Below are 24718 nucleotides of genomic sequence, written 5' to 3' on the forward strand. Positions count from 1 at the left end.
GTCCCCTCCGAGGCACCTCGCGTCGGGGCGAGACGTTCTTGCGGCCGGCGGCCACGCTGCTTCGCGCGACGCGCCGACCCGTGCTTGCCCCGCGCCTGACGCGTAAGGCGCCTGCACCGGGTCGGTCGACGGCCTATCGCAGATCCTCGACCTCGACTGCGGGCCGCAGCCGCTCCCGCAGGCCGGAAGCCCGGGCAGCCGGGCGCGCGACGGCGGCGAGCAGCGCCTCGGCGTCGCCGACGACCCGCACGCGCTCGCGCGCGCGGGTGAGCGCCGTGTAGAGCGTCTCCCGCGTCAGCAGCGGGGAAGCCGAGGGCGGCAGGACGAGCGTCACGGCGTCGAACTGGCTGCCCTGGCTGCGGTGCACGGTCATCGCGTGCAGGGCCCGGGTGCTGGGGAGGCGGCCCAGCGGCAGCAGCCTCGGGTCCTCCCGCGCCCCGACGGCGGCGGCCAGGGCGCCCGCTCCGTCGTCGACGAGGACGGCGACGTCCCCGTTGGACAGACCGGTGGCGGGGTCGTTGACGGTGACGAGCAGGGGCTCGCCGACGTGGTGGCCGTCCGCGCGGCGCACGCGGGGGACGCCCGCGGCCGCCTCGGCCGCCCGGGTCCAGCGCTCGGCCAGCTCGCCCCAGCGGCGCAGCCCGCGGGGGCCCGCGCGGTGCGCCGTCAGCAGGCGGTGCCGGTCGAGCGCGGCGAGGGCGCCCGCGGCGTCGCCGGCCCGCGCCGCCGCACCGAGCGCCGTCGCGGCGGCGACGACGTCGTCGCGGACGTCGTCGAGATCGGCCTCCGGCACCGCGTCGGCTGTGGTCGGCAGCAGGACGGCCCCCGGGTCGCCGGAGAGCAACACGGCGAGGGCGTCCTTGCCGCGCCCGTCGCGGACGGCGGCCGCGAGGCGGTCCACCACCCCGCCGCCCGCGTAGCGGCGGGTGGTGCGCAGCAGGCTGACCCCGTCGCGCACGGTGACCGGCCTCGCCGTCCGGCCGTCGGCGTCCGACGGCTCGTGCCGACCGGGGTCGGCGGGGAGGGCGCCCACCTCCGCGAGGGCGTCGGCGAGGCGGGGGTGGCGCGCGCCGCCGGCTCGTGCGTCGACGAGGTCGCCCAGCACCGTGCCCGCCTCGACCGAGGCCAGCTGGTCGGGGTCCCCGACGAGCACGAGCCGCGTGTGCGGGCGCAGCGCCTCGAGCAGCCGCGCCATGAGGGTGAGCGAGACCATCGAGCTCTCGTCGACGACGAGGACCTCGAGGGCCAGCCGGTCGGAGCGGCCGTGGCGGAAGCGGTGCCGCGCGTCCGGCCGCCAGCCGAGGAGGCGGTGCAGCGTCGTCGAGGGCAGGTCGCCGAGCCGCTCGCGGTCCTCCTCCGGCAGCTTCGCCGAGGAGTCGCGGACGGCCTCGGCCAGCCGCGCGGCCGCGCGCCCGGTGGGGGCGGCCAGCGCCACCCGCCACGTCGGGTGCTGCTCGCGCAGCAGCGCGACGACCTTCGACACCGTCGTCGTCTTGCCCGTGCCCGGGCCCCCGGCGAGCACGGACACGCGGGCCAGTGCGCAGCCGGCGGCGGCCTCCCGCTGGTCGGCGTCCGCCCGGTCGAAGAGGCGGTCGAGGGCGCGCCGCAGGACGCCCGCGTCGAGGTCGTCGGGCACGTCGGCGGCGCGGGTCGCGAGCTCGCGCGCGACCAGCTCCTCCTGGTCGCGGTAGCGGCCGAGCCAGACGCGACCGCCCTCGACGCGGAGGGGCCCGTCGGCGAGGGGGCTGGCGGCCACGCGGGCGGCCCAGTCCTCACCCGGCCACACCACGGCGTCGGCCGCACCCCCTCCTGCCGCGCCCCCGTCAGCCGCCCCCTCCGCCGTGGACGGGGCACCGTCGTCGGCCTCGTCGTCGACGTCGTCGGCGGCGGTCGTGTCCCGGGCCGTCGCGAGGTCGACGACGACCGAGCCCTGCCGGGTCGAGCGGACCACGAGCGCCGCGGCGAGCAGGACGGCCTCGTCCTCCTCCCCGGCCAGCGCGCCCAGGCGGCGGGCGACGTGGACGTCCGCGGCGTGCAGCAGGCCCGCCCGGTTGAAGTCGCGCAGCAGCCCGCTGGCGCGCAGCGCCAGGTCCCCGGCGCGCGGGTCGCCGCTCACGGCGCCGTCCCGCGGCCGGCGAGGTGGTCGGACGCCGCGACCACGAGCGCGGGCGGCGTCGCCCACGCCATGACGCCGGGCACCGCGCCGTCCTCCGCGGGCGCCGCCGACGGCCCGACCATCCCGCGCACGAACAGGTACAGCGCTCCGCCGAGGTGGCGCTCCGGCGCGTACCCGGGCAGCCGCCAGCGCAGGAAGCGGTGCAGGGCCACCTGGTACAGCAGCGCCTGCAGCGGGTAGTGCGCGGCCACCATGGCCTCCTCCATCGCCGCCGGGCGGTAGTCCCAGGACGTCAGCGGTCGCTCGGGGACGCCGAGGCGGTTCGTCTTGTAGTCCACGACGACGTAGCGCGCGTCGCCCCCGTCGGCCGCGGAGAGCCGGAGCACCGCGTCGACGCTGCCGGTGAGGTAGCCGCGCAGCCCGCCGTCGGGCCCCGCCGCGTCGTCGTGCCCGCCGTCCGCGGTGAGGTGCTCCAGCGCGTCGGCGTAGGAGGCCAGCGGTCCGTCGGGGCAGTGCCGCCGCCACAGCGGCACGAGCCCGGCGAGGGAGGGGCGCAGCGCGGCCGCCCCGGCGTCGTCGCCCCCGGCGAGGGGCAGCTCGAAGTCCATCTCCGGCAGGCGGTCTCGCGCGGGGACGTCGACGAGGCGGCGCCCGCCCGCGAGAGGGCCGAGCGGGGTCCGCAGGGCGAGGTCGAGGGCTCCGGTGAGCACGTCCACGTCGAGCGCGAGCCCCTGCGCCGCGGCCTGCTCGGCGACGAGGTCTCGGAGCGCCCTGTCGGGCGTCCCATCGGACCTGCCGCCGGGTGCGTCGTCGGTGACCGCGAGGGCGGAGGGGTCGAGCTCTTCGAGGACGGCGTGCACGAGGACGCCGAAGCGCGCGCTGCCGGCGAGGGCGTCCCACGCCGAGGGCACCGCCGCGGGCGCCGGGCCCGCACCGCCCGACGCCCCGGCGCGGGCAGGGCTGCTGTCCGCGGGCAGGCGCTCGTCATCCTCGACCGCCGCCTCCGGCTCGACGAGCGCACCGCCGCCGCCCGCGGGCGTGGGCCCGGCGTCGTGCGCCGCGGCGGTGAGGGCGCTGTAGGAGGTGCGGCGCCAGGACGCGTCGAGGGTCCGGCTCCACCGCGCCGCCGCCAGGCCGTCGACGACCCGGTCGGGCGCGCGCCACGGCCGGCCGTCGGGCGGGCCGGCGACGCGCTCGACGACGAGGGAGCCGTCGCTCGCGGCGGCCCGCGCGGCCAGGGTGGCCAGGGCGTCGTCGTCGGAGGGCACCGGCACGACGGCCGGGGGGACGCCGTCGTCGGGCGCCCCGGGGAGGTCGGGCGCCCCGACGCCCGCGGGGCGGTGCAGCAGCAGCCGGTGCAGGGGGCCGCGACCGGTGTTGGTCGTCCCCGCCCACCAGGCCGTGAGGTGGCTCGCGGCCCGGGTCAGCGCCACGTACGCGAGGCGCAGCTCCTCGTCGGACTCGGAGCGGTGGTGCTCGCGCACGTGCTCGGCCCACCCCGGCGCGCCGGGGCCCCCGACGTCGCGGCACCGGCGCCCGTCGGCGTCGTGGACGAGGGCCGTGGAGGGCTTGGTGTTCTGCCACATGTCCCACGCGAAGGGCACGAGGACGGCGGGGAACTCCAGGCCCTTGCTCGTGTGCACGGTGAGGACTTGCACCGCCGCCGCGTCGGACTCCAGCCGGCGGCTGCGCTCGACGACCCCGTCGCGCCCGGCCTCCTCCACCTGCTCGCGCAGCCACGCCAGCAGGGCCGAGACGCCGAGGCCGTCGCGCACGGCGGCCTCGTGCAGCACCTGCCCGACGTGCCGCAGGTCGGTGAGCCGGCGCTCGCCGCCCACCGTCCCGAGCAGCCGCTCGGCGAGGCCGGCGGCGTCGGGCCGCGGCCGCTGCACCGCCTCGAGCAGGGCGCCGACCCCGCGGGCGTCGAGGAGGCGGGCCCACGCGCGCACGCGCAGCCCGAGGTCGTCGACGAGCGCGTCACCGCCGGCGTCGAGGGACGCGGCGTCGTGGCCGCCGAAGGCGCCGAGCGCGAGCAGCCGCACGCGGGCGCCCCGCTGCGGCTGCTCGAGGGCCTCGAGGAGCACGGTCCAGTCCGAGGCCGCCGGCGTCGTGAAGACGCTGGTGCGCCCGCCGACGACGACGGGCACGCGGACCCGCTCCAGCGCCTCGCGGACCATCTGGGCCTGCGCGTTGGTCCGCACGAGCACCGCGACGTCGCCCGGCGCGAGCGGCCGCTCCTCACCGACGTCCCCGGCGCGGGCAGGGCCGTCGGGAGCGGCCGAGGGGTGGTCCGCGCGGCGGCGCCGCTCGGGCGCCGTCGTCGTGACCGCGCCGCCGACGAGCGCGACGACCTGCGCGGCGACGTCGTCGACCACCCGCCGCCGCATACCCGGGACCCGGGCCAGCCCGTCGCGGGTGAGCGGCAGCGCGTCGCGCGGAACGACGCGCAGCCGCACCGGCGGCACGCCCGCGACGCGGCGTCCGGTGAAGCGCGCCGCGAGCGGGCGCACGCGGATGCGGGCGTCACCGAGGGCGGCGCCGGCGAGGACGGCGTCGAGCCCCCGCAGCACCGGCTCGTCGCTGCGCTGGTTGGTGGCGAGGGTCCGCAGGTCCGCGGCCGCGTCGCGGGCGTCCAGATAGGCGCGCACGTCCGCCCCGCGGAAGCCGTACACCGCCTGCTTCGGGTCGCCGACGAGGACGAGGGCCCGGACGACGCCTCCGCCCGCCGCCCCCGCGGCGACCGCCGCCGGCGCGTCGTGGAAGGCCGAGCGCAGGACGCTCCACTGCACCGGGTCGGTGTCCTGGAACTCGTCGACGAGGACGACGCGGTGCAGCGCCCGCAGGCGCTCTCGGGCGCGCGGGCCGCTGGCCGGGTCCTCCAGGACGCGTGCCAGGCGCAGCAGCAGGTCGTCGTAGCCCATCTGCCCGGCCGCGCGGAGCCGGCGCTGCACCTCCGTGCGGACGGCGCGGCCCACGCGGGCGCGCAGCGCGGGCAGCGCGGGGACGTCGTGGTCGCCGTCCCGCGGCAGCAGGTCGGTGGCCGGGTCGAGCGCGCTGACCCGGGCGAGGTCGCGGAAGTCCGCGGGGGAGAGCGCCGGCTCCTCGGCGCCCGGCACGGCCCACCGCCGCAGGTAGAGGTCGTGCGCCACCTCGTCGACGACGTCGCGCACGTCCTCGACGAGCTGGGTGCGCGCGTCGTGGTCGGCGCCCGCGCCGAGCGTGAGGAGGACGCGCTGGCAGAAGCCGTGCGTCGTCGTCACGGTGGCTGCGTCGAACGACGCCAGGGCGTCGGCCAGCCGTCGACGGCGGAGCGCCACGTCGTCGGCGCCCCCGCGGCGCAGCAGCGCGAGCAGCTCGTCGGGCTCCTCCTCCGGCGGGACGTCGCGGGCCAGGGCGTCGCGGGCCTCGACGAGGCGGGCGCGCACCCGCTCGCGCAGCTCGCGGGTGGACTCGCGGCTGAAGGTCATGACGAGCAGCTGCTCGACCGGCAGGCCCGCCTCGGCGACGTAGCGGGCGACGAGCGCGGCGATGGTCCAGGTCTTGCCCGTGCCCGCGCTCGCCTCCAGCAGGGTCGTGCCGCGGGGCAGCGGGTCCTCGAGCCGGAAGGCGCGGGGCTCGTCGCCCGGGGCGTCGTCCTCCGGGGTGTCGGCGACCGAGGCCACGTCGAGAGGGGCCACGTCCAAAGGGGCCACGTCGAGAGGGGCGTCGTCGACCGGGGGCACGGCGGGCCCGTCGCCCGCGGCGTCCGGCGACGGTGCGCTCACGCCGCGGCCCCCGTCCCGCCGGCCTCGGCGTCGAGCAGCCGGTCCCACACGCGGCGCGCCAGCGCGCCGAGGCGCGTCGGCTCGTCGGGCGCCCAGCCCGGCCCGCGCTCGGCGTCCGTCGGCGGGAACCACAGCTCGGCCGACGGCAGCTCGCGGCCGTGGAGCAGCAGGTGCTCGGGGTCGGCCGCCTCGCCCGGGAAGCGGTCGGAGTCCCACCTCCGGGCGGCGGCGTCCTGGGCGGCGAGCACGCTGCCGCCCCCGCGGCGGCGCGACGCGTAGGCCTCGGCGGTCTTGAGCGGGAGCGGCAGCGGCTCGTCGAGGCCCGCGCGGTGCAGGGCGACGAGCTCGGCGAGGGCCGTCCGCGCGTCGTCGACGCCCAGGGGGCCGAGGACGCTGCGCGCGGCCCCGCCGTCGCCGCCGGCGCGCCCGACCGCGACGGCGCGCCACGAGGACGTCGCGCCGCCGCCCGAGCCGCCTGAGCCCGAGCCCGAGCCCGAGCCCGCAGCCCCAGAGCCCGCAGCGCCCGAGCCCCCGACGTCCGAGCCACCGGCGGCCCCGGCCGTCAGGGCGAGGAGGTCGAGCCACGCCAGGAGGCGGTGCTTGGGCCCGAGCCGCGAGGCGGTGAGGTGCAGCGCCACGTCGCCCCGCACGCCGCCCACCGTGCCGACGACGCGCACCGGCGGGCCCCCGCCGGGCAGCGGGCCGAGGTCGGCGTCGACGTCGACCGCACCCGGCGGCAGCGCGCGCTCCGCCTCGGAGGCCCGCACGACCGCCTCGACCTCGCCGCCGACGCCGCGCAGGTAGCGCTCGCCGAGCGGGCCCGGGGGGAGGTCGCCGCGGTGCAGCTCGACGGCGAGGAGGTCGGCGACGTCGTCGCCCGCGACCCGCCGGTCGAGCAGCCGCTGCGCGAGCGCCCACCGCTCGAGGCCGTCGGGGTCCAGCGGCAGGGCGTCGTCGGGCTCCTCGTCGGGGCGCACGACGGAGACCTCGAGGCGCTGGCGCCAGAAGGCCCGCACCGGGTGCAGCAGGAAGGAGCGCAGGTCGGCCAGGGAGACCTCCGCGACGGGCGGGCGCGCGGGCAGCGGCGCGGCCAGCACGGGGCGCGGGGGTCGGCGGGGCCCGGCCGCGGCACGGGCCGCCGCCAGCGCGCCGGTGTCGAAGCTGAAGGGACGCGGCGCCGGGGACCCGGACGACGACGCGTCGTCCGGGTCCCCGGGGGCACGGCCCGCGGCCGGGGTGCGGAAGGCCCGGGCGTCGAAGGGCTGCAGCGGGTGGGTCGTCCTGATGACGTCCCGCACGCGGCCTCCCGGCACCGTGGCGGTGCGGTCGAGCGCGTCGAGCAGCTCGTCGACCGGCACGGCCGGGGGGACGTCGGCGCCGGTGCGCTCGTCGGCGCCCGTGACGAGGACGAGCAGGTGGTCACCGGCGGCGGCGACGGCGTCGAGCAGCAGCTGGCGGTCCTCGCTGCGCGGGTCGTGCTCGCCCGTCCACGGATCGCGCACCAGCAGGTCGTCGCCGTCGACGGCGCTGCGCCGGGGGAAGGCCCCGTCGTCGAGCCCCAGGAGGACGACCACCCGGCTGGGGACCGAGCGCATCGGCACGAGGGTGCAGACCGTCATCGCGCCCGTGCGGAAGCCGGCGCGCGTGGGCCGCCCCACGAGGAGGTCGGCGAGGAGGACGCGGACGTCGGCGGCCCCGAGGACCGCGTCGGAGGCGCCCTCGGCCGCGCCGGCCAGCTCCCGGTGCAGCTGCGCGGCCTGCCACGGGCCGTCGGGCTCGGGGGCGGCGAGGCCGAGCACCGCGTCCTCCAGCGCGGCGGCCCAGGAGGCCGCGTCGCGGCGTCCCGCGAGCAGGTGCACGACGGCGTCCAGCCGGTCGACGAGCTCGGCCAACGACCCGGCGAGCGCGACGTCGGAGCTGTCGACGTCGTCGAGGGGGACGGCGCCGCCCAGCACGAGGTCGGCGCCGCCGGTGCCCCCGACGTCCGCGGTGGTGGCCGGGTCGGCCGCCGCCGGCAGGCCCTCGACGGCCACCCCGAGCAGGAGCCGGTCGAGACCGGCGCGCCACGTGCCCTGCCGGAGCCCGCCGAGCCTCCACCCGGCGCGGTGGTCGGCGTCGAGGCCCCAGCGGACGCCGGCGGCGACGACCCACCCGCGCAGCCGCTCGAGCGCGTCGTCGTCGAGGCGGAAGCGGCGGCGGACGGCCGGGTGGCCCGCCAGGTCGAGCACCGCGGTGGCGGGCACGCGCGAGCCGACGAGGTCGAGCACCTGCGCGAGCACCTGCAGCAGCGGGTTCTCCCGGCGCGGGGCGCGGTCGGCCACGCGCACCCGCAGGTGCCGGACGGGGTGCCCCGTGGCCGCGGCCCCGGGCCGGGGCGTGCCGTCCTCGCCCTCCTCGACCGAGCCGGCCCCGAAGGCCGCGGCCACCAGCGGGGCGAAGGCCTCGACGTCGGGGCACAGCACGAGGACGTCGCGCGGCTCGAGGGTCGGGTCGTCGGCCAGCAGCCCGAGCACCGCCTCGCGCAGCACCTCGACCTGCCGCACCCGCCCGTGGCAGGAGTGCAGGCGCACGCTCCGGTCGCCCGGGGCCGGCGGCGGCGGGTCCACGGGCACCTCGTCGCGGGCGAGGGCGCGCTGCAGGCGCTGCAGCAGCGTGCGGTCGGCGTGCCCGACGCCCGGGAGCTCGCGCTCGGGCGGCAGGTGCTCGTCGCGGTGCTCGACCGCGGCAGGCGCGGGCGCAGCGGGGCCCGCGCCGCCCGGGGGCGGCGCGGCCAGCCCGTGCAGGCGCAGCAGCTGCTGGAGCTCGAGGAGGTCGCGGCCGAGCGAGCCGAGCAGCGGCTCGCGCAGGGAGCGGCGGACGACGTCGTCGCGGCGCCGGCGGGGTGCGGGCGCGGCGGCCACGGCGTCCCACAGCGCGGGGCTCGCGTGGTGCAGCCACAGGTGCACCTCGCGGTGGGCGGCCAGCGCGCCCAGGACGGCGAGGCGGGCGGGGGACAGGCGCGTCGGGCCGTAGACGGACAGGCGGTCGGGCAGGTCGACCCGGTCGGGCTCGGCGCGCAGCCGGGCGCAGGCGCCCTCGAGCAGCTCGGCGGGGGAGGGGCCGAGGCGCTCGCGCAGCGCCCGCCACACGTCGACCTGCCAGCGCAGGTCCTCGGGAACCTCGCCGTCGGCGCCGTCCGAGCAGCCGCCGGCGGCCCAGTCGACGAGCATCGCGGGCCGTGCGCGGCCGTAGGCGGCCAGGCGCCGGGCGAGCTGCTGGACGGCGGCCATGCGCCGGCCGTCCTCGGCGAGCGCGCGGTCGAGCGGCGTGCCGCCCTCCTCGAGCACCGCGAGCAGCGGCCACGCGGACCGCCCGGCCGACCACGCCTCCACCGCCGCGGCGTGGTCCTCCGACACGGCGGCCACGGCCTCGTCGAGCACGCGCCCCGGGCGCGGCATGTCGACCCGCGCGCAGACGCCGTCCGGCGGGCCCCCGGGCGAGGCGCCCAGGGCGTGGGAGAGGCGCTGGGCGATCCACCGCTCGACGCCCTGCGCGGGCACGGCCACGACGTCGCGCGCGAAGGGGTCCGCGGGCGGCACGGCGAGGACGGCCGCGAGCCCGAGCACGAGCGCGTCGGCGCTCTCGCTGCGGTGCACGACGAGCACGTGTCCCCCTCCCGCTCGCTCGCGCCGGGGCCGGGACGGCCGGCGGCGCCGTGCGCAGGCTAGGAGAGGGGACCGACAGCCGGGGCCGACGGCCCACCGGCGCCCGGTCGGGGCTGCTGGTCGGAGGCCGCATCCGGAGGCTGCCAGTCGGCTGGGAAGCGCCGCGGGGGTGAACCCCGGGGCCCGCGGTGCCGAAGGGAGGACGAGGAGCGCCGGCCGTCCGGCGCCGAGAGAGCCCCCGAGGAGCCCGACCGCCATGTCCGCCCCCAGGACCGACGCCGCCCGCATCGCCGAGCACGTCGACCGCCTCGCCGACAAGCACCCGCCCATCGACCTCGCGTCCGCCGACTACTCGGTGCGCGACCCGCGCGCCGTCCGCGAGCGCTTCGGCGCCTCGCTCGACTACATGGCGCGCGTCGAGATGGAGGTCGAGCGCAACGTCCTCGAGCTCGCGGTGATGCTGCCGGACGTCGGCGAGACGGACCGCCGCTTCTACGCCGACGTCTGGAGCCCGCAGGAGGAGCGCCACGGCGTCCTGCTCGACACCCTCGCCCAGCGCCTCGGCATGCCTCCGGTCGAGGCGAACACCGGTGACGTGCCCGCGCGGGTCCGCGTCCTCGGCGCGCTCGCCCACCTGTCGCCGGTGCACGAGGTCATCCGGCTCCTCTACTACCTGACCGGCGCGGCGACGGAGAAGGCCGCGATGCTCGCCTACCGCCGCATGAGCGACGGCCTCGCCGCGATGGGGGAGACGGCCGTCCAGCGCACCGTCGTCGACGCCATCAAGGTCCAGGAGCCGGGCCACTTCGCCTTCTACCGCCTCAGCGCGGAGGAGATGGTGCGCTCCGGGGCCCTCGCGCCGTGGCAGATGCACCTCGCGCGCGTGCTGCGCTCGAAGGCCTACAGCCTCGTCGGGGCCAAGGGCGCCGAGCAGCGCACCCGCTTCGGCGGCGTCATCGTCGACCTCGGCCTGGACGAGGACCTCGTGCGCTGCGCCGAGGACGTCTCCCGGCTCGAGACCCAGCTGCTGTGGGCCCACGAGGAGGGTCTGAGGGTGCCGGCGTACGCGCTCAAGGCGTTCCGCGACGCCGCGGCGAGCTACCGCGAGCGGGTGGGCGGGCGTCTCGTCGCCGCCTGAGCGGTCGTGGCGGCGCCGCAGGGGTCACCGGACGACCGAGGGCCCCGACCGCGTGCGGTCGGGGCCCTCGTGCTCGGAGCGGGTGACGGGAATCGAACCCGCGCTATCAGCTTGGGAAGCTGAAGTTCTGCCACTGAACTACACCCGCGTGCGGCCCGCCCTGCGGCGAGCGGGCGCCACTGTACCCGGAGCGGGCGACGTCGCCGCACGCCCGCCGGACGGGTGTCCTGCTGCCGGGCGGACGGCGGCCCGCGGCCCCGCCGCCGCCCGCTACCGTGCGGGCGTGCTGCTCTCCGACCGGGACATCCGCGCCGAGCTCTCCTCCGGCCGCGTCGTCCTGGAGCCGCTGGACGAGGCGATGGTGCAGCCGTCCAGCGTCGACGTCCGCCTCGACCGCTTCTTCCGCCTCTTCGACAACCACAAGTACGCGGTCATCGACCCGGCGCAGGAGCAGCCCGACCTCACCCGCCTCGTCGAGGTCGAGCCCGACGCGCCCTTCGTCCTGCACCCGGGCGAGTTCGTCCTGGCCTCGACCTTCGAGGTCGTCACGCTGCCCGACGACGTCGCCGCGCGCCTGGAGGGCAAGTCCTCGCTCGGGCGCCTCGGGCTGCTGACGCACTCCACGGCCGGCTTCATCGACCCGGGCTTCTCCGGGCACGTGACGCTCGAGCTCTCCAACGTCGCGACGCTCCCCATCACGCTGTGGCCGGGCATGAAGATCGGCCAGCTCTGCTTCTTCCGCCTCTCCTCGGCGGCGGAGCACCCCTACGGCAGCGACCGGCACGGCTCTCGCTACCAGGGCCAGCGCGGCCCGACGGCGAGCCGCTCCTCCCAGAGCTTCTACCGCACCCGCGTCTGACCACGCGCGTCCGGCACCGCGTCCGCGCCCGTCAGGGGTGACGCGCGCCGGAGGGGGAGGTGGCAGCGCCTCGTCGCGCTCTTCCACGACGAGGGGCTGCCACCTCGCCGGGTGACGCTGTGGGCACCCGCGCGAAAGGGGCATGGCGGACGAGCGGTCCGGGTGCGATGCTGGCTCCGGGAACAGATGCCGCTGGCACGGGCTTCGACCTCCCAGGTGAGCAGCGCAGCCGCCGACCGCCCGACCGACCGCCGGCGTCCGCGCCCCGCCCCAGGAAGCAGACCGTGACTGCCACCCCCCGCACCACCACCCGCCCGCTCGACGGGCAGGGCGTGCCCGCCGCCCGCACCGCGCCGCCGCAGGGCCCGGACGTCCACGACGCGCTCCCGCCGCAGGCCCCTGCCCACCACGACGGCGCCCACGACGCCGGCGCCGACGAGGTGCTGCCCGACGTCGGCGCCTCCTGGACGACGGCGCAGCGCGTCCGCCTCATCCTCACGCTCGGCGTCCTCGTGGCCCTCGGCCCGCTGACGATCGACATGTACCTGCCCGCGCTGCCGAACATCGGCGACCAGCTGCTCGCCACGCAGGCGCAGGCCCAGCTCACCCTCACCGGGCTCCTCGGCGGTCTCGCGCTCGGCCAGCTCGTCCTCGGGCCCCTGTCGGACCGCTTCGGACGGCGCAAGGTCCTGCTGTCGGGCGTGGCGACCCACGCCGTCGCGTCGGTGCTGTGCTCGCTCGCGCCGACCATCGAGTTCCTCACCGCGGCGCGCGTCCTGCAGGGCGTCGCCAGCGCGGCCAGCGCCGTCGTCGCGCTCGCCGTCGTGCGCGACCTCTTCAGCGGGATCGCCGCGGCCCGCACCCTCTCGCGGCTCACGCTCGTCATGGGCGCGGCGCCGATCGTCGCGCCGACCCTCGGCGGCTTCCTGCTGGTCCACACCAGCTGGCGCGGGGTCTTCGTGACCCTCGCGGGCTTCGCGGTGGCGCTCCTCGTGGTGGCGGCCAAGCTGCTGCCCGAGACGCTCCCGCCGGAGCGCCGTCGCCACGGCGGCGCCGCGTCCGTCGTGCGCACCTACGGCTCGCTGCTCAAGGACCGCCGCTTCGTCGGGCTCGTGCTCGTCGCGGGGCTGTCCTTCTCCATCATGTTCGCCTACATCTCCGGGTCGTCCTTCGTGCTGCAGGACCTCTACGGCCTCTCGCAGCAGCAGTACGCGCTGGCCTTCGGCAGCGGCGCCGTCCTGCTCATCGGGGCGACGCAGCTCAACCCCGTGCTCGCCGAGCGCTTCCACCCCGTGCGGGTCATGCAGGCCGGGCTCACGTCGGCGCTCGTCCTCACGACGACCCTGCTCGTGCTCGTCGCCACGGGCACCGGGGGCCTCTTCGGCCTCCTCGTGCCGCTGTGGCTCACGCTCGGCTCCATCGGCTTCGTCCTGCCGAACGGGCCCGCGCTCGCGCTCACGCGCCACGGGCGGGCCGCCGGCACCGCCGCCGCCGTCCTCGGCTGCACGCAGTTCGGCATCGGCGCGCTCGCCGCGCCGATCGTCGGCCTGGTCGGTGGCGGGGCCGTGGGCATGGTCGCCGTCATGGTCGGTGCGGCCACCCTCGCCGTCACCGTGCTCATGGTCGTCGTGCAGCCCAAGGTGCTCGACGACCGCACGCCCCGCCGGGTCGCCGCCGCCGCGGCCTGACCCGCGCGCCGCTCCGACGACGGCCGCCGCCCCGCACGGGGCGGCGGCCGTCGTCGCGTCCGGCACACTGGCGGGGCGCCCCGCGAGGGGCGAGGAGGGCTGGCCGAGCGGCCGAAGGCGGCGGTCTTGAAAACCGCTGGGCGTCCTGCGTCCCGTGGGTTCGAATCCCACGCCCTCCGCCCGTCCGCGCCCCTGCCCGTCCGCCACGCGCGGGCGGTCCGCCGACCTCCGGTCGTCGGCGACACTGGGGGGCCGACCGACCGCACCACCGAGGAGCTCCCCGTGCCTGCCGCCACCGTCCGCTGGTTCGACACCGACCGGGGCTTCGGCTTCCTCGCGCCCGAGGACGGCTCCGACGACGTCTTCGTCCACGCCTCCGAGGTGCTCGGCGGCGACGGCGTGAGGACGCTGCGCGAGGGCCAGGCCGTCGACTTCGAGCTGGGGGAGGGGCCGCGGGGCCCGCAGGCGCTGCGGGTCCGCGTCACCGGGGACGTCGCGCCCGACGCCGCCCTCGGCGTCCTCGGCACCGTCGCCTGGTTCGAGCCCACCAAGGGCTACGGGTTCCTCATGGTCGACGGCGGCGGCCCCCAGGTCTTCGTCCACGGCTCCGCGGTGGTCGGCGGAGCCGTGCTCGTCGAGGGCCAGCGGGTGGCCTACCTCGTCGGCGAGGGCGAGAAGGGGCCGCAGGCCGAGCACGTCCTGCCCCTGGCCGCCTCCGCGGCGCCGGCCGGCCCTGCTGCCGCGGACGGGGCGGACGGGACGGTGTCGTGGTTCGACGCGGAGAAGGGCTTCGGCTTTGTCGCCCCCGACGACGGCGGGCCCGACGTCTTCGTCCACGTCCGCCAGCTGGCCGACGGGCTCGCGGCCCTCGAGGAGGGCGACCGCGTCACCTACGAGGTCGTCCCGGGCGACCGCGGTCCGCAGGCGCAGGACGTCCGCGTGGTCGGCGGCGCCGGGCGCCGCGGCCCGGCCGGTCGCGACCGCGGGGCGCGGGGCGCCGCCTCGGGTGCGCGGGGCGCGCGCGGCGGCGCCGCCCCCCGCAGCGCGGTCCCGGCCCGCGGCGGGGAGGGCGTCGTCGCGCGCTACGACGTCGAGCGCGGCTTCGGCTTCATCCGGCCGGACTCCGGCGGTGACGACCTCTTCGTCCACATCTCGGTGGTGCGCGGGGCCGACGCCCTCGAGGAGGGCGACCGCGTGCGCTTCGGTGTCCGTCAGAGCGACCGCGGGCCGCAGGCCGACCGGGTCGAGCGGCTCTGAGGCGGGGCCCCGGCGCGCACCCGAGACGGGTCCGCCGGGGCGCAGCGGTCGCGGTCGCCGCGTTCTGGCAGGCTGGAGGAGGCGCCGCTGACGGCGCCCCGGCCGCAGCGACGGCCAGGAACCCGACGCACCACGACGGTGCAGCCCGGAGGCTCTCAGCATGCTCGTCGCAGGGATCGACTCGTCGACGCAGTCCTGCAAGGTCGTCGTCCGCGACGCCGAGACCGGCGCCCTGGTGCGCTCCGGCCGCGCGTCGCACCCCGACGGCACCGAGGTCGACCCCGCCGCCTGGTGGACCGCCCTGCAGGAGGCGGTCGAGGACGCCGGGGGCCTCGCGGACGTCGAGGCGGTCGCCGTCGGCGCCCAGCAGCACGGCATGGTCTGCCTCGACGCCGACGGCCAGGTCGTCCGACCGGCGCTGCTGTGGAACGACACCCGGTCCGCCCAGGCGGCGCAGGACCTCATCCTCGAGCTCGGCGACGGCGACGAGGAGGCCGGCCGCCGCGCCTGGGCCGAGCAGGTCGGCGTCGTGCCCGTGCCGAGCTTCACCGTCACCAAGCTGCGGTGGCTCGCCGACCACGAGCCCGAGAACGCGGCGCGCACGGCGGCCGTGGCGCTGCCGCACGACTGGCTCACGTGGATGCTCGCCGGCGGCCCCGAGGCCGGGCTCGAGGCGCTCGCCACCGACCGCGGCGACGCTAGCGGCACGGGCTACTGGAACGCCTCGACGGGCGAGTACGTCCCCGACGTCCTGCGCCGCGCGCTGCGCCGCGACGAGGGCGCGGACCTCCCGCACCTGCCCCGCGTCCTCGGGCCGGCGGAGAGCGCCGGCCGCGGCGCCGAGGGCGGCCTCGCCCCCGGCGCGCAGCTCGGCGCCGGCACGGGCGACAACGCCGCCGCCTCGCTCGGCGTCGACGCCCGCCCCGGCGACGTCGTCGTGTCCATCGGCACCTCGGGCGTCGTGTCCGCGCCGTCCGACACCCCGCCCGTCGACCCGAGCGGCATCGTCGCCGGGTTCGCCGACGCGACCGGCCGCCAGCTGCCGCTCGTCTGCACGCTCAACGCCGCCCGCGTGCTGACGGCGACGGCGAGCATCCTCGGCGTCGACGTCGGCCGCCTGTCCGAGCTCGCGCTCGAGGCGCCGTCGGGCTCGGGCGGCCTCGTCCTCGTGCCCTACCTCGAGGGGGAGCGGACGCCGGACCGCCCCGGCGCCACGGGCGCCGTCCACGGGCTCACGCTCGCGACGTCGACACCGGCGCACCTCGCGCGCGCGGCCGTCGAGGGGCTGCTGTGCGGCCTCGCGGACGGCGTCGACGCGCTCGTCGCGCAGGGCACGCGGGTCGACCGCGCCGTCCTCGTCGGCGGCGGGGCCAAGTCGGAGGCGCTGCGGCGGATCGCCCCGGTCGTCCTCGGCCGGCCCGTGCTCGTGCCGCCGCCCGCGGAGTACGTCGCCGACGGCGCCGCCCGCCAGGCCGCGTGGCTCGCCCTCGGCGGCGACGAGCCCCCGACCTGGGGCGAGGGCGCGCGCGACGGCGAGAGCGTCGCCTACGACGCCCCCGAGGACCCGGCGCCCGGCCGCGCCGTCCGCGAGCGCTACGCCCAGGTGCGGGACCTCACCGACCGCTGACCGCGCCCCGACGTCGACCACGGCCGCGCACCGCCCTCCCGGCGGTGCGCGGCCGTCGTCGTCTCAAGCGCCACCTCGGGGGCGAGGTGCGCCTGTGCCGCCTTCCGGTCTTGCCGCCCCGGGTGGGCCTCGACGGCGACGTGTGGCCATGTCGCCCTTCGCCGGGCTCCGGGACGGCGATGTGTGCCCATGTCGCCCCTGGATGAGGTCACGAGGGCGTCGTGTGGCCATGTCGCCCTCCGCTGAGAGCCGCGACGGCGATGTGTGGCCACGTCGCCCTCCGACGCGGGCTGCAGGGGCGACGTGGGGCCATGTCGCCCTCGGTCCGGCGGGAAGACGGCGAGGGTCGTCGCCGTTGGGCCGACGAATACCCCAGGGGGGTAGCGTGAGGGCTCGACGAGAGGGGACGGCATGACCGACGCGAGCGCCACCGCCGAGCCCGGCGCCGGCCCCGAGGGGGCTCCGGCGCCGCCCGGCTACCTGCAGCGCAAGGACGACTACCTCAAGCGCCTGCGCCGCATCGAGGGCCAGGCCCGCGGCCTGCAGCGCATGGTCGACGAGGAGACGTACTGCATCGACATCCTCACGCAGGTCTCCGCCATGACGCGGGCGCTGCAGAACGTGGCCCTCGGTCTCGTCGAGGAGCACCTCGCCCACTGCGTCGCCGACGCCGTGGCGACCGGCGGGCCGGAGGCCGACGCCAAGGTCCGCGAGGCGTCCGAGGCCATCGCCCGGCTCGTCCGCAGCTGACCCCGCCGTCCCCGTCCGCACCACCCCACCCAGGAGGACACCGTGCGCACCGCCACCTACACCGTCACCGGCATGACCTGCGAGCACTGCGTCCGCTCCGTCACCGAGGAGGTCGGCGAGGTCCCCGGCGTCTCGGGCGTCGACGTCGACCTCGGCTCCGGACGTCTCGTCGTCACCGCGGGCGACGGCGTCACCGACGGGATGATCGGCGACGCCGTCACCGAGGCCGGCTACGCCCTGGCGCCCGCCGCGCCGTGAACGAGCCGACGGCGCCCGCCCCCGACGGGCAGGGGAGCGGCGCCCCCGCCGACCGGCCGGCCCGCGCCCTCGGGGCCTACGGCCTGCTGCTCGTCGGCGTCCTCGCCGCGGGGCTCGGGCTCGGCGCCGCCGTCGGGCCGCTCCAGCCCCTCGGCGCCCAGCCTTCCGACACGCAGCCCGTCGAGGTGCAGGCCCCCGCGCACGACGCCCCGCACCGCTGACCACCTCCCGGAGGTCCCCGTGAGCTCGACCACCGACGACCGACCCGGCGCGGCCCCGGCCGAGCCGGGCGTGACGAGCGTCGACCTGGTGGTCGGCGGCATGACCTGCGCCTCCTGCGCGAACCGGGTGGAGCGCAAGCTCGGCAAGCTCGACGGCGTCACCGCGACGGTCAACTACGCCACCGAGCGCGCCCGCGTCACCGCGCCCGCCGGCACCGACCTGGCGGTGCTCGTCGCCGCCGTCGAGTCCGCCGGGTACACCGCGCGGGAGCACGTTCCCGAGCGGCAGCAGGTCGTCGTCGACGAGGACGACCCCCTGCGCTCCCTGCGGCGCCGCGTCGTGGGCGCCGTCGCGCTCGCCGTGCCCGTCGTCGTGCTGGCGATGGTCCCGGCCGTGCAGTTCCCGGCCTGGCAGTGGGTCTCGCTGGCCCTCGCGCTCCCCGCGGTGCTCTGGGCCGGCTGGCCCTTCCACCGCGCGGCCTGGGTGAACCTCCGCCACGGCGCGGCCACGATGGACACGCTCGTCTCGGTCGGCACCCTGGCCGCGCTCGCCTGGTCCCTCTACGCCCTCGTGCTCGGCGACGCCGGTGAGATCGGCATGCGCCACGGCGTCACCTGGCTGGCGGGCGAGGCCGACGGCAGCGGGTCGATCTACCTCGAGGCCGCGGCCGGCGTGACGGCGTTCGTGCTCGTCGGGCGCTACCTCGAGGGCCGCAGCAAGCGCCGTGCCGGAGCGGCGCTGCGCGAGCTCCTCGCCAGCGGCGCGAAGGACGTCGCGGTGCGCCGCGAAGGCCCCGGCGGCACGACCGAGGTCCGCGTCCCCGTCGAGGAGCTCGCCGTCGGCGACGTCTTCGTCGTCCGGCCGGGGGAGAAGGTGGCCGCCGACGGCGTCGTCCTCGACGGCACCTCGGCGGTCGACGTCTCGGCTCTCACCGGCGAGCCCGTGCCGGCCGAGGTCGGACCGGGGGACGCCGTCGCGGGCGGGGGCGTCAACGCCGCGGGGCGGCTCGTCGTGCGGGCAGAGCGCGTCGGCGCCGACACCCAGCTCGCGCAGACCGCGGCCCTCGTCGAGCGCGCCCAGGAGGGCAAGGCGCAGGTGCAGCGCCTGGCCGACCGGGTCTCCGCCGTCTTCGTGCCCGTCGTCATCGCGCTGGCCGTGGCGACGCTCGGCTTCTGGCTCGGCGCCGGGGCCGGCTGGGCGCCCGCGCTGACGGCGGCCGTCGCCGTCCTCATCATCGCCTGCCCCTGCGCGCTGGGGCTGGCGACGCCGACGGCCCTCATGGTCGGCACGGGGCGGGGCGCGCGGATGGGCGTCGTCGTCCGCGGGCCCGAGGTGCTCGAGCAGACCCGCCGCGCCGACGTCGTCGTCCTCGACAAGACGGGGACGGTGACGACGGGGCGGATGTCCCTCGTCGACGTCGTGCCGGGCGCGGACGAGGACCGCGACGACGTCCTGCGCTCGGCCGGCGCCCTCGAGGCCGCCTCGGAGCACCCGATCGCCCGGGCCATCACCGCGGCCGCCGCGGAGGTGGGCGCGCTGCCGGACGTCTCGGGCTTCGCCTCGCGGGACGGGCTCGGCGTCGAGGGCTCGGTCGAGGGTCGCCAGGTCGTCGTCGGGCGCCCGCGCCTGCTCGCCGAGCGCGGGCTCGCGCTGCCCGCCGACCTCGCCGGGGCGCAGGGGCGCGCCGAGGCGACCGGCCGCACCGTCGTCGCGGTCGGCTGGGACGGCGCGGCGCGCGGGCTGCTCGTCGTCGCCGACGCCGTGAAGCCGACGTCGGCCGACGCCGTCCGCCAGCTGCGGGACCTCGGGCTGCGGCCCGTCCTCGTCACGGGCGACCACGAGGCCGCGGCCCGGGCCGTCGCCGCCGAGGTCGGGGTGGAGGAGGTCGTCGCGGGCGTCCTGCCGGCCGGCAAGGTCGAGGTGGTGCAGCGACTCCAGGCCGAGGGGCACGTCGTCGCCGTCGTCGGGGACGGCGTCAACGACGCCGCGGCGCTCGCGCAGGCCGACCTCGGCATCGCCCTCGGCACGGGCACCGACGTCGCCGTCGAGGCCTCCGACCTCACGCTCGTCCGGGGCGACCTGCGCTCGGCGGCCGACGCCGTCCGCCTCTCGCGGGTGACCCTGCGGACCATCCGCGGCAACCTCGCGTGGGCCTTCGCCTACAACGTCGCCGCGATCCCCCTCGCCATGGCCGGGCTGCTGACCCCGATGGTCGCCGGCGCCGCCATGGCCCTGTCCTCGGTGTTCGTCGTGACGAACAGCCTGCGCCTGCGCCGCTTCCGCTCGACGTCGGGCGCCGTCGCCTGACCCGCGCCGCCGCCCTCTCCGCGAGCGGCCTCGTCCCGGCACCTCCTGCCCGCACGTCGTCGACACATCGCCACCCAGGAGCCCCCGCGACGGCGATGTGTCGACGAAGTGCGCTGGGAGGTGCCTCAGGAGGGCGATGTGTCGACGAAGTGCGCGTGAGGGGCACCTCGGGACGGCGCCCTGTCGACGACGTGCGGTGCAGGTGCGAGGGAGGGGCGCCTGGGGACGACCGCGTGGACGAGCGGGGGACGACGGGCGCCCGGCGGGGGACGAGCGGTGGACCGCCTGTGGACGACACGCGACACGCCGGCACGAGATGTTGGGGTCCTTGCGCGGGGCGGCCCGAGATGTAGTGTCAGCGGCGCTGGAGGTCCGGCTCTCCTCGCTCTCGCGGCGAGGGTGGCCGGGGCAAGAGGGAACCCGGTGCGACTCCGGGACTGCCCCGCAGCGGTGAGCGGGAACGACCGCCGTCACCGGTGCCCGACGAGAGCCGGGCGCCGGTCGCAGCACTGGGTGCGAACCCGGGAAGCGACGGCCAGTAGGAGGGCGCGCGAGCGCCCGCGCCCGCGAGTCCGAAGACCTGCCTCCGGTGCGCGCGCCGGCCGGTGCGCGCCGTCCGGGGCCTCGCGGGTGGGCTCGTGGCGACGTCGTGCGCACCCCTCGTGCGCCCTCGTCGGCACCCCTCCCTCGCGCGCGCCGGGCACCCGGCTCGCGAGGAGAGAGCACCGATGACCCAGACCACCGAGCGGCCGGCCGCCGCACCGGGCGCACCCTCGGGCACCGCCCCGGCGGGGCCGAGCGCCCGCATCGCCGTCCTCAAGCGCGACGGCGGCGTCGCCGCGTTCGAGCCCGCCAAGATCTCCGCCGCCATGCGCGCCGCCTTCCTCGCCGTCGAGGGCCAGGGCGCCGGCGGCAGCAGCCGCGTCCGCGAGCTCGTCGACGTCCTCACCGGCCAGGTCGTCGCCGCCCTCGAGCGCCGCTACGGCGCCGGACGCTCCGTCGACGTCGAGGAGATCCAGGACCAGGTCGAGCTGGCCCTCATGCGCTCGGGCGAGCACCGCATCGCCCGCTCCTACGTGCTCTACCGCGAGGAGCACGCCCGCCTGCGCGCGGCCGCGGCGTCCCTGCCCGAGCCCGACGACGCCAGCCGCGGCGCCGAGCTCCCGCAGATGCCCGGGGGCGCCCGCATCCCCGACCTGCGCGTCACGGGTCCCGACGGCACCCAGAGCCCGCTCGACGTCGACCGTCTGCGCCTCGTCATCGGTGAGGCCTGCGCCGACCTCGACCCGGCCGTCGACGCCTCGGCCGTCCTCGCCGAGACCGTCCGCAGCCTCTACGACGGCATCACCGCCGCCGAGCTCGCCCAGGCGCCCGTCCTCGCGGCGCGCTCGATGGTCGAGGCCGAGCCCGACTACAGCCGGGTCAGCGCCCGCCTGCTCCTCGACGTCCTGCGCACCGAGGTGCTCACCCTGCTGGCCGGCGAGCCGCAGCAGGCCAGCCAGGCGCAGATGGCCGAGCGGTACCCCGCGTACTTCGCCGACTACGTGCGCCACGGCGTCGCCGACGAGCGCCTCGACCCGCGCCTGCTCGACTTCGACCTCGAGCGGCTCGGCGCGGCCATCCGCCCCGAGCGCGACCTCGACTTCACCTACCTCGGCCTGCAGACGCTCTACGACCGCTACTTCCTCCACACGAAGGGCGTGCGGTTCGAGATGCCGCAGGCCTTCTTCCTGCGCGTGGCCATGGGCCTGGCCCTCGAGGAGGACGACCGCGAGGCCCGCGCCGTCCAGTTCTACGAGGCGCTGTCGAGCTTCGACCTCATGACGTCGACGCCGACGCTCTTCAACGCCGGCACGGTGCGCCCGCAGCTGTCCTCGTGCTTCCTCACGACCGTCGACGACGACCTCGACGCCATCTACTCCGGCATCCGCGACAACGCGCTGCTCGCCAAGTTCTCCGGCGGCCTCGGCAACGACTGGACGCCGGTGCGCGGCACGGGCGCCTACATCAAGGGCACGAACGGCGAGAGCTCCGGCATCGTGCCGTTCCTCAAGGTGGCCAACGACACGGCGATCGCCGTCAACCAGGGCGGCAAGCGCAAGGGCGCCGTCTGCGCCTACCTCGAGACGTGGCACATCGACGTCGAGCAGTTCCTCGACCTGCGCAAGAACACCGGCGACGACCGCCGCCGCACCCACGACATGAACACCGCCAACTGGGTGCCGGACCTCTTCCTCCAGCGGGTCGAGGCCGACGGCGACTGGACGCTCTTCTCGCCCGACGAGGTCCCCGACCTCCACGACCTCTACGGCACGGCCTTCAAGGACCGCTACGAGCACTACGAGGCCGAGGCCGCCGCGGGGCGCATCGCCGTCTCCCGCACCGTGCGCGCCAAGGACCTGTGGCGCCGGATGCTGACGATGCTCTTCGAGACCGGGCACCCGTGGATCACCTTCAAGGACGCGTGCAACCTGCGCTCGCCGCAGCAGCACGCCGGCGTCGTGCACTCCTCGAACCTCTGCACGGAGATCACGCTCAACACGAGCCGCGACGAGGTCGCCGTCTGCAACCTCGCCTCGGTGAACCTCGCCCAGCACGTCGGCCCCGACGGGCTCGACGAGGAGAAGCTGCGCGCCACCGTGCGCACCGCGGTGCGGATGCTCGACGACGTCATCGACATCAACCTGTACACGATCCCGCAGGCGGAGAACTCGAACCGCCAGCACCGCCCGGTGGGCCTCGGGCTCATGGGCTTCCAGGACGCGCTCTTCACCCTGGGCCTGCCGTACGCCAGCGAGGCGGCGGTCGAGTTCGCCGGCAGGAGCATGGAGGCCATCAGCCACGCCGCGATCAGCGCGTCGGCGGACCTCGCCGAGGAGCGCGGCGCGTACGCGTCCTTCCCCGGGTCCCTGTGGAGCCGGGGCGTCATGCCGCACGACTCCGTGGCCCTGGTCGCGCAGGCCCGCGGCGGCGACCTCGACCAGCCCGTCGTCGAGCGCCAGGACTGGGCGTCGCTGCGGGAGCGCGTGCAGCGCACCGGCGTCCGCAACTCCAACATCATGGCGATCGCGCCGACGGCGACCATCAGCAACATCGTGGGCGTCAGCCAGTCGATCGAGCCGCAGTACCGCAACCTCTACGTCAAGGCGAACATGAGCGGCGACTTCACGGTCGTCTCGACCTCGCTCGTGCGCGCCCTGAAGCAGCGCGGGCTGTGGGACGACGTCATGGTCAGCGACCTCAAGTACTACGACGGCAGCCTGGGCGCCGTCGACCGGGTGCCCGCCGACCTCAAGGCCCTCTACGCCACCGCCTTCGAGGTGGACCCGCACTGGCTCGTGCGGGCCGGCTCGCGCCGCCAGGTGTGGATCGACCAGGCGCAGTCGCTCAACCTCTACGTCCTCGAGCCCAACGGGCGCACGCTCGACGAGCTTTACCGGGCCGCCTGGCGCCAGGGGCTCAAGACGACGTACTACCTGCGCAGCTCGAGCCGCACCCACGTCGAGAAGTCGACGCTCAAGGGCACCGACGGCCGCCTCAACGCGGTCGCCGTCGCCCCCGCGGCCGCCGTTCCGGCGGTCCCCGCGGACCCGACGCCGCCCGTCACCGCCGCCCCCACAGCCCCTGCGGCTTCTCTGCCCGTGAACAGCGACATCCCCACCCGTGCGCCGCAGCCCGCGGCGTGCTCCATCGACGACCCCGAGTGCGAGGCCTGCCAGTGACTCTCGACTGGGACGACGCTCCCGCCCCGACGACCGCACCGGCTCCCGGGCGCCCGCAGGTGCCGGGCGCCCGCACCTCCGGCGACGTCACGGCGCGCCCGGCCGACCTGCCCGGCGTCCCGCAGCCGGCCGTGGCCCCGACGACCGCCCCGGCCCAGGACGGCGCCGGCTGGGGGGAGTCCTCGAGCACGGGCCTCGGCAGCCTCGACCGCAGCGGCGGCCGCGTCGAGGTCTCCGAGAAGCGGATGATCAACGGCCGCGCCGACGTCAACCAGCTGCTGCCCATGAAGTACACGTGGGCGTGGGACAAGTACCTCGCCGGGTGCGGCAACCACTGGATGCCCACCGAGGTCTCCATGCAGGCCGACATCGCGCTGTGGAACTCACCCGGCGGCCTCACCGAGGACGAGCGGCTCATGCTCAAGCGCAACCTCGGCTTCTTCGCGACGGCCGAGTCGCTCGTGGCGAACAACATCGTGCTCGCGGTCTACCGCCACCTCACCAACCCGGAGTGCCGCCAGTACCTGCTGCGGCAGTCCTTCGAGGAGGCCGTGCACACGCACACCTTCCAGTACATCTGCGAGAGCCTCGGCCTGGACGAGGGCGAGCTCTTCAACATGTACCGCGAGGTGCCGTCCATCGCCGACAAGGACGCCTGGGCGCTGCAGTACACCCAGGCGCTGGAGGACCCGGACTTCCGCACGGGGACGCCGGAGGCCGACACCCAGTTCCTGCGCGACCTCGTGGCCTTCTACGTCATCTTCGAGGGCATGTGGTTCTACACCGGCTTCGCGCAGATCCTCTCGCTCGGCCGGCGCAACAAGATGGTCGGCATCGCCGAGCAGTACCAGTACATCCTGCGCGACGAGTCGATCCACCTGAACTTCGGCATCGACACGATCAACCAGATCAAGGCCGAGAACCCTCACCTGTGGAGCGAGGAGTTCCAGGCCGAGGTGCGGCAGATGCTCACCGAGGCGTGCGAGCTCGAGGTCGCCTACGGCCGCTCGACGATGCCGCGCGGGCTCCTCGGCCTCAACGCCGAGCTGTGCGAGCAGTACATGCACTTCATCACCAACCGCCGCTGCGGCCAGCTGGGCCTCACCCCCGTCTACCCCGCGGTGGACAACCCGTTCCCGTGGATGAGCGAGGTCATGGACCTGGGCAAGGAGAAGAACTTCTTCGAGACCCGGGTCATCGAGTACCAGACCGGCGGCGGGCTCTCCTGGGACTGACGCCCCACCCGGACGCCCCGGTCGGACGCCGGAGCGGTGCGGGGGGGGGGGGGGCGGGCGGCGGCCCCCCGCCCCCCCCCCCGGCGGGGCCCCCGCGGGGGGGCGCCCCCCCGCCACGCCCCCGGGGCGGG

Annotated in this window: 14 protein-coding genes, 2 tRNA genes and 1 riboswitch; of the genes, 12 read left to right on the plus strand and 4 right to left on the minus strand. The window is 77.3% G+C overall.

The window, feature by feature from the left end; genetic code table 11:
- Positions 1-133: 133 nt before the first annotated feature.
- Genes recD through recC form a run of 3 tightly spaced genes read right to left on the minus strand, consistent with a single transcriptional unit; the run spans position 134 to position 9524 of the window.
- Entirely contained in the window at positions 134-2116 is a 1983-nt protein-coding gene (recD, locus tag Q0789_RS04990) for an exodeoxyribonuclease V subunit alpha (protein WP_298802743.1), read from the minus strand.
- Positions 2113-5880 carry a UvrD-helicase domain-containing protein gene (locus Q0789_RS04995; RefSeq protein ID WP_298802745.1) on the minus strand — a complete coding sequence of 1256 codons (3768 nt, stop codon included), beginning with the start codon at positions 5878-5880 and terminating at the stop codon, positions 2113-2115. The genes recD and Q0789_RS04995 overlap by 4 nt, the downstream gene beginning before the upstream one ends.
- Positions 5877-9524: an exodeoxyribonuclease V subunit gamma gene (gene recC, locus Q0789_RS05000; protein ID WP_298802747.1), complete on the minus strand. Its 3648-nt coding sequence runs from the start codon at positions 9522-9524 to the stop codon at positions 5877-5879. Before recC ends, Q0789_RS04995 begins: the two co-directional genes overlap by 4 nt.
- A 256-nt stretch (positions 9525-9780) precedes the next feature.
- On the opposite strand from recC, the gene Q0789_RS05005 reads away from it, so the two are divergent.
- Positions 9781-10662 carry a GTP-binding protein LepA gene (locus Q0789_RS05005; RefSeq protein ID WP_298802750.1) on the plus strand — a complete coding sequence of 294 codons (882 nt, stop codon included), beginning with the start codon at positions 9781-9783 and terminating at the stop codon, positions 10660-10662.
- Positions 10663-10739: 77 nt separating this feature from the next.
- Here Q0789_RS05005 and Q0789_RS05010 read toward each other — a convergent pair.
- Positions 10740-10810 (minus strand) — tRNA-Gly (locus Q0789_RS05010).
- 135 nt (positions 10811-10945) lie between these two features.
- On the opposite strand from Q0789_RS05010, the gene dcd reads away from it, so the two are divergent.
- The 11 genes from dcd (at position 10946) to Q0789_RS05080 (ending at position 24587) form a co-directional block, all read left to right on the plus strand.
- Complete coding sequence (gene dcd / locus Q0789_RS05015) at positions 10946-11521, plus strand: dCTP deaminase (RefSeq protein WP_298802751.1); 576 nt, start codon at positions 10946-10948, stop codon at positions 11519-11521.
- A 284-nt stretch (positions 11522-11805) separates the two neighbouring features.
- Complete coding sequence (locus tag Q0789_RS05020; RefSeq protein WP_298802753.1) at positions 11806-13209, plus strand: multidrug effflux MFS transporter; 1404 nt, start codon at positions 11806-11808, stop codon at positions 13207-13209.
- A 93-nt stretch (positions 13210-13302) separates the two neighbouring features.
- Positions 13303-13388, plus strand: a tRNA-Ser gene (locus Q0789_RS05025).
- A gap of 103 nt (positions 13389-13491) precedes the next feature.
- Complete coding sequence (locus Q0789_RS16705) at positions 13492-14466, plus strand: cold shock domain-containing protein (RefSeq protein WP_366917633.1); 975 nt, start codon at positions 13492-13494, stop codon at positions 14464-14466.
- A gap of 160 nt (positions 14467-14626) precedes the next feature.
- The gene (gene xylB, locus Q0789_RS05050; protein WP_298802755.1) at positions 14627-16093 is read left to right on the plus strand and encodes a xylulokinase; all 1467 of its coding nucleotides are present in this window, start codon (positions 14627-14629) and stop codon (positions 16091-16093) included.
- A gap of 411 nt (positions 16094-16504) precedes the next feature.
- Positions 16505-16843, plus strand: a complete 339-nt coding sequence (locus tag Q0789_RS05055) for a metal-sensitive transcriptional regulator (protein WP_363325904.1) — start codon at positions 16505-16507, stop codon at positions 16841-16843.
- 42 nt (positions 16844-16885) lie between these two features.
- A complete protein-coding gene (locus Q0789_RS05060; protein WP_298802757.1) occupies positions 16886-17101 on the plus strand; it encodes a heavy-metal-associated domain-containing protein in 216 nt (71 codons plus the stop codon).
- On the plus strand, positions 17098-17322 hold the full coding sequence (locus Q0789_RS05065; RefSeq protein ID WP_298802759.1) for a hypothetical protein: 225 nt from the start codon (positions 17098-17100) through the stop codon (positions 17320-17322). The genes Q0789_RS05060 and Q0789_RS05065 overlap by 4 nt, the downstream gene beginning before the upstream one ends.
- Before the next feature lie 100 nt (positions 17323-17422).
- On the plus strand, positions 17423-19630 hold the full coding sequence (locus Q0789_RS05070; RefSeq protein WP_366917644.1) for a heavy metal translocating P-type ATPase: 2208 nt from the start codon (positions 17423-17425) through the stop codon (positions 19628-19630).
- Positions 19631-20027: 397 nt separating this feature from the next.
- A riboswitch (cobalamin riboswitch) is annotated at positions 20028-20216 on the plus strand.
- 142 nt (positions 20217-20358) lie between these two features.
- Positions 20359-23352 (plus strand): ribonucleoside-diphosphate reductase subunit alpha, encoded by a 2994-nt coding sequence (locus Q0789_RS05075; protein WP_298802762.1) that lies wholly within the window; start codon positions 20359-20361, stop codon positions 23350-23352.
- Between the two features lie 131 nt (positions 23353-23483).
- A complete protein-coding gene (locus Q0789_RS05080; protein ID WP_366917645.1) occupies positions 23484-24587 on the plus strand; it encodes a ribonucleotide-diphosphate reductase subunit beta in 1104 nt (367 codons plus the stop codon).
- Positions 24588-24718: the final 131 nt, after the last annotated feature.

Source organism: uncultured Pseudokineococcus sp., from assembly GCF_947499845.1.
Classification (GTDB): Bacteria; Actinomycetota; Actinomycetes; order Actinomycetales; family Quadrisphaeraceae; genus Pseudokineococcus.

Bases quoted from the DNA above. Each gene is read 5' to 3' on its own strand.
- Q0789_RS05005 (WP_298802750.1), top strand. From the start codon at position 9,781: ATGTCCGCCCCCAGGACCGACGCCGCCCGCATCGCCGAGCACGTCGAC.
- xylB (WP_298802755.1), top strand. From the start codon at position 14,627: ATGCTCGTCGCAGGGATCGACTCGTCGACGCAGTCCTGCAAGGTCGTC.
- Q0789_RS05070 (WP_366917644.1), top strand. From the start codon at position 17,423: ATGACCTGCGCCTCCTGCGCGAACCGGGTGGAGCGCAAGCTCGGCAAG.
- Q0789_RS05075 (WP_298802762.1), top strand. From the start codon at position 20,359: ATGACCCAGACCACCGAGCGGCCGGCCGCCGCACCGGGCGCACCCTCG.
- Q0789_RS05055 (WP_363325904.1), top strand. From the start codon at position 16,505: ATGACCGACGCGAGCGCCACCGCCGAGCCCGGCGCCGGCCCCGAGGGG.